This is a genomic window from Sphingomonas sp., from assembly GCF_031380695.1.
GTDB lineage: Bacteria > Pseudomonadota > Alphaproteobacteria > Sphingomonadales > Sphingomonadaceae > Sphingomicrobium.
On sequence record NZ_JANMWY010000273.1, the window covers coordinates 1 to 5,661 of the forward strand.

Genomic DNA, 5,661 nt, shown 5'->3' on the forward strand with positions numbered 1-5,661 from the left:
GTTGTTCTGCCGCGGCATCGGCCCGTTCCGCTGGGTCGCGCTGTCGGGCGATCCCGAGGACATCTACCGCACCGACCAGCGCGTCAAAGACCTCATTCCCGACGACGCCAACCTCCACCGCTGGCTCGATATGGCGAGGGACCGCATCGCCTTTCAGGGCCTCCCCGCGCGGATCTGCTGGGTCGGGCTGGGCCAGCGCCACCGCCTCGGCCTCGCGTTCAACGAAATGGTCCGCAACGGCGAGGTCAGCGCCCCGATCGTCATCGGCCGCGACCACCTCGACAGCGGCAGCGTCGCCTCGCCCAATCGCGAGACCGAGGCGATGAAGGACGGCTCGGACGCGGTCAGCGACTGGCCGCTCTTGAACGCCCTCCTCAACACCGCCAGCGGCGCCAGCTGGGTCTCGCTCCACCACGGCGGCGGCGTCGGCATGGGCTATTCGCAACACGCCGGCATGGTCATCGTCGCCGACGGCACCGACGCCGCCGCGCGGCGCCTCGAACGAGTCCTGTGGAACGACCCCGCCACCGGCGTCATGCGGCATGCAGACGCGGGGTACGACATCGCGATCGACTGTGCACGAGAACAGGGGCTGGATTTGCCGATGGTGGAGTGACTAGGTCGAAGGGACGAATGTCTGCTTTCGCCCCAAACGTGGTCGTCGGAAGTTCATTTGCTGTTGCCCGAAAGCGGACGTTCCATCGCCATCGTCATTCCAACTCGACTTGAATGCACGGAGACGGTCCAATCCTAAGTGCCAAGCGCATCCAACCGACTTAGAAGTGACCCGCAGTGAAGGTAGCCATCGACCGCTCCCGCAGTAGCGTTATTCAGTCCTCTCGCTCATGGGCAGGTGATTCACTGCCTCACGCTCGGCGCCCTCGAAGACGGCATCGTCACTTTCCACCGCAAGAACGACGCCGCGCTGGGGTAGGGGTCAAGCCGCCGCGATCGGACGGACTGTCTGACGCCGACGCATCGACCAGCCTGCCGCGCCGAAGCCGAGCAGCATCATCGACCAGGTCGCCGGTTCGGGCACCGCCGGCGCGTTGATTTGGCCGTTGAAGTTCAGGCTCAGGCGCGATGGCGGCACGCGCGGATCGATCGACCCAGTCCCTTGAAAGGTCCCGCTAGCACCGAGGAAGCGGCCGGTGCCGCTGAGAATGGCGTAGGTGAAATCGGGGATGAAAACGCCGGGCGTGCTGGCGGGACTGGTTGTGCCGTTGAGCGTTCCTAGGAAACCGTCGTTGGCGAAATTGATGGCAAAAATGCCGCTCACCGGACCCCCGGCAGTCACGCAGGTCGTACTGGTGTAGGCGAAGTTGCCGAGGGACGAGGTGCCGCTGCCAGCGCCCGGTGCCACCGACTGGCGAAACAACAGGGGAGCGCAGGTCGGGTCGGGAAAGCCGGTCGCTAGCGCGCTCGCAGTGCCGCTGAATGAGAGTACGTCAGCTTGGGCAGTCGCTGCGCTAAACAGTGCGACCGCGAGCAGGGCGGTTCGGGCATGGTTGGCAATGTTCATCGTCAATCTCCTTGAAGCTACGTGCCGGAAAGGCGATGCTTGACCAAGCGGTTCGCATGGCGGCGGTTGCACGATGGCCCGGGAGACGGCGCGGGTGAATGAAGGGGAGCCGATGGTTGGCTGATCTTTTGCCGAGGGAGGTGGAAATTCCGCTTGCCGACCGGCCCGATTTCAAGCTCGGCGATGCCCTGGTGCGACCGTCGATCCGCACTCTCGAGGGACCTGTCGGCCATGAGCTGGCCGAGCCGCGGGTGATGCAGGTGCTGCTCGCGCTGGTCGATGCTGATGGCGCGGTCGTCAGCCGCGACGAGCTGATCCGGCGGTGCTGGGACGGGCGCATCATCGGCGACGATTCGATCAACCGCGCCATTGCCGAAGTGCGTCGGCTGGCCCGAGCGACAGGCTCCGCGTTCGGCATCGAGACGATTGCCCGAGTCGGCTATCGCCTGACCGGGGCGACCATCGCGCTTAACTCCGATCCGGTCGGCAGACCGGCTGCCATCTCGCGCCGCTGGCTGGTCGGCGGCGTTGTCGCAACCGCCGCTGCGGCCGGAGGGCTCGGCCTGTGGGCGATTCGTCGGGATGGGCCCAGTGATGGGTTCGATCTGCTCGTCCAGCGCGGAACGGAGGGGCTACGTTATGACTCTCCACAAAGCTTCGACGCGGCCGCCGAGCAATTGCGGCAAGCCGTGGCCATCCGACCGAACAACTCAAGGGCTTGGGGATTGCTCGCCTATGCCCGGTTTAATATCTCGGAGCTTGCCGCCCCGGCGCAAGCTGCGGCCGCGCTCACAGTCACCAATGACGCGATTGAAACTGCCCTGAAACTGGATCCGCGTGAGCCGAACGCGACCACGACGATGATTGAACTGCAAGGCTCGATGCTCGACTGGGCGACCAAGGAGGATCGGCTGCGGCAGGTGCTGGCGCAAGATCCGCGCAATCCCTACGCTCTGGCGTCGCTCGTCGCGGCGCTTCAAGCGGTGGGCCTAACCCGCGCGTCGTGGGACTTCAACGAGCGCGCCATTGCGGTCGATCCGCTCAGCCCAATCCACCAGGCGCGCCGAGCGATCAAATCTTGGATCATGGGCCGCGACGCCGACGCCGACCGCACGATAAACCGGGTCATTGAGCTTTGGCCGCGCCAAACCACAGGATGGAATTTCCGGTTTCTGATCTTCGCCTTCACCCGCCGCGAGCAGGCTGCACTGGCGATGATCGACGATCGAGCGAACCGACCCGCGTCTCTGTCACCGACCGCCATATCGATGTGGCGAGCGGCGCTGACTGCTCTAATCGAGCGAACGCCCGCAACGATTGCCAGCGCGCGCGAAGCGATCCTCGGCGCGGCCCGGGTCAGCATCGGCCTCGCCGCGCACGGCGTGATGATGCTATCGGCGTTGGGCGAGATCGACGCGGCGTTCGAAGTCACGGACGGTCTATTATTGTCGCGCGGGCCAATAGTGGTCCAGCCAACGGACGGCCCCAAGCGGTCGTTCATGAACGATCCGGGGTGGAAGTATACCCAATATTTGTTCACCCCGCCTTCGGCCGCGATCCGCGCCGATGCCCGGTTCGATCGACTGTGCGAGGCGATCGGGCTGACCGATTATTGGCGCATCCGCGGTGTCCGCCCCGACTATCTGGGACAACGCAGCTAGAAGGCAGCGTCAAGGCCAATCCCGACTTCGCGCGGATCGCCGAGCGTCGCGAGTTTCGGTTGGCCCGGGACCGGGGCGAAACGGTAGCTGACGCTGAAAACGTCTAGCAGGTTGCGGGCGTATCCGAACAGCGTCATCCGACCGAAGTCGATTGCCACGCGCGAGTCGACCGTCGTCGCGCCGCCGACCTGTTGACTGGCGGATTCGCTATCGTCGCTGAAGTAGCCGCTGTGGTGGCGCAGCTGGGCGGACAGACGCAGCCGGTCGATCGGCCGCCAGTCGCCCGAAACCGCCGCCGTCAGAGCTGGGGAACGCTGGAAGCGCTTCCCCGCCAGCGCGTCGAGCGGACCGGTCGCGCGGGTGACTCGAGTGGCGAGCAGGCCGACCGCGCCGGACAGGTCCAGCCGCCGCGACACACGCCACGCCATCGTCGCCTCCGCACCACGACTATGGGCGCGCGGCTCGTTGACGATGTCGACATACCCGACCCGTCCGCGCGGCGTGACGAGGAAGCGCGCGAGTGGTCGCTGGGCATTGCGCATCGCCTCGTCGAACAGATTGGCGGTGAGGCGCAGCCGGCCATCGAGGAAGGACGCGCGGATGAACAGCTCGCGATCCCACAGCGTTTCGGCCCCGAACGCCTGCGCCACTCCCCGACCGAGATCGATCGTGGTGCCGCCGGGGTTATAGGCGCGCTGAACGAGCAAGCCGACATCGACGCCGCTTGAAAGCGAGTAAGTGATCGCGACCTTGGGCAGCAGCGCGTCGAACCGCCGGTCATAGTCCAGTCCAACCCGTCCCAGCGCGCCGTTCAACGCGCCACTACGGGACTGTCTGTCGCGCTGGTAGCGCAGGCCGGCGATCAGCGTGACCCGGGAAAGCGGGGAGGTGCTCGCCTCGCCGAACAGGCCGAGGCTTTGCTGCCGGTCAAGGAAGCTGCCACTACCGAGCGGTGTGGCCGATAGGTTAATCGCCTGGCGTAACGACGCTTGGTCGACCCGGACGCCCCAGGTAAGGCGCAGCCCGGAGCGCGGCTTCCAATCGAGGATCGTTTCACCGGCACTGTCGGCACTGTGGCTGAGGGTCTCGCCAAAGCCGGGCGGCGCAAAGCGGCGGATCGAGGCCCGACCGTGGGTTGCGGTCGCCGTGAACTCGAGCACGGCGCCGAGTTTCTGCGTCAGCAGTCCCGTCAGCGAGTCCACGCGAACGCGAAAGACGCCATAGGTCGCATCAGGGTCGCGGCGCTCGCGGTACGGTTCTGACACCCCTTCGATCTGAGGCATATGCGACACGACATGTGCGGCGATCAGCTCGATCCGCGTACCGGGCGAAGCGCTCGGCGTCAGCAGCAGCTTGGCGCGGAAGTTGCTGCTGTCGTCACGATTGGGATCGGCGTCGGCGCTGTCGGTGATCTCACTCGACGTGCGACTGCGGCGGACATCACCGGCGACGCGGAAGGCCAATTGACCGGAGACGATCGGCCCCGACACCACCGCCGACGCTTGCCGAGTACGCGCGTCGCCGACGATCAGCCGCGCCCGCCCGCTCCAGGTCGCGATCGGCGCTGCGGTCGTAATGAAGATTGCGCCGGCAATCGCATTGCGCCCCTGCGTCGTGGTCTGGGGACTGCGAAAAATTTCGACCTGGGCGACGTCCCACAGCGGTGTGTTGCCGAATGCCAGCTCATTATAGCTGATCGCACGACCATCGACCTCGATCGTCACGCGCGGCCGCGTGCCGCCCAGAAACGCCGGCAAGTCGCGCAACGGCCCTGTCGAATCCTGCCCGCGGATCGTCGGCCCCTCACCACCTGATCCCAGCTGAACGTTGGGTGTCAGCGCCAACAACTGCTCGATCCGGTCTGGCGCGGCGAGCAGGTCGATCGACCCGGCGGTAAACACGGTAACGCTGCTTGGCGTCCGGCTGAGCGGGCGTAGGACGCGCTCGCCGGTGACGATGATGTCCGCGACAGCGGGTTGCTGGAGGAGGTGGCTGCCTTGCGACAGCTGTTCCGCTGTGAGCGCAGCAATACAGATCGAAGCTAACACCACGCTTCTTTTCCCCACCTAGAAGTAGACCGCCCAACCGCTTTTGCAAAGAGGGGCGACAACCGCTGTGACGCAAGCCGGCGGGCACAACCATTCTCGACAGTTCATTCAGCGGCGCGGTTTTGGGTGTTTTTCTCTGGAGATCGTGTGGTACTCGATCGATTCCGGTCTTTAAACTATCCCCATTCGAGCTCCAATGACCGTCTCTGGCCCGAACGAGGCGGCCGCCATCGTTCCGTCGAAGGTCCACTTATCACAAGACGCCACTTAAAAACCGACGGTCAGCAAACCACCAATTGCGGACATTCGCGTTTCATGAATAAAACATTTTCCTACTCGGCTGCGTTCTGACACATCATCGTCGATGCGGCCTGCTCGTTCCTCGATACCGATCTGCGCTGCACTGCCGTGCGCGGGCGGAGGGCGGCGT

At 65.2% G+C, this 5,661-nt stretch carries 3 protein-coding genes and 1 pseudogene; 2 read left to right on the top strand and 2 right to left on the bottom strand.

Going from position 1 to position 5,661, the window contains the following annotated elements; all coding sequences use genetic code 11:
- A pseudogene (locus RMN84_RS09890) lies at positions 1–616 on the top strand (urocanate hydratase); the annotation flags it as partial.
- A gap of 321 nt (positions 617–937) precedes the next feature.
- On the opposite strand, the gene RMN84_RS09895 reads toward RMN84_RS09890, so the two are convergent.
- Positions 938–1,522 (bottom strand): PEPxxWA-CTERM sorting domain-containing protein, encoded by a 585-nt coding sequence (locus tag RMN84_RS09895; protein WP_309612006.1) that lies wholly within the window; start codon positions 1,520–1,522, stop codon positions 938–940.
- A 140-nt stretch (positions 1,523–1,662) separates the two neighbouring features.
- Between RMN84_RS09895 and RMN84_RS09900 the strand changes: the two genes are divergently transcribed.
- The gene (locus tag RMN84_RS09900; RefSeq protein ID WP_309612007.1) at positions 1,663–3,183 is read left to right on the top strand and encodes a winged helix-turn-helix domain-containing protein; all 1,521 of its coding nucleotides are present in this window, start codon (positions 1,663–1,665) and stop codon (positions 3,181–3,183) included.
- Here the strand turns inward: RMN84_RS09900 and RMN84_RS09905 are convergent.
- Positions 3,180–5,234: a TonB-dependent receptor domain-containing protein gene (locus RMN84_RS09905; RefSeq protein ID WP_309612008.1), complete on the bottom strand. Its 2,055-nt coding sequence runs from the start codon at positions 5,232–5,234 to the stop codon at positions 3,180–3,182. The genes RMN84_RS09900 and RMN84_RS09905 overlap by 4 nt on opposite strands.
- Between the last annotated feature and the right edge of the window lie 427 nt (positions 5,235–5,661).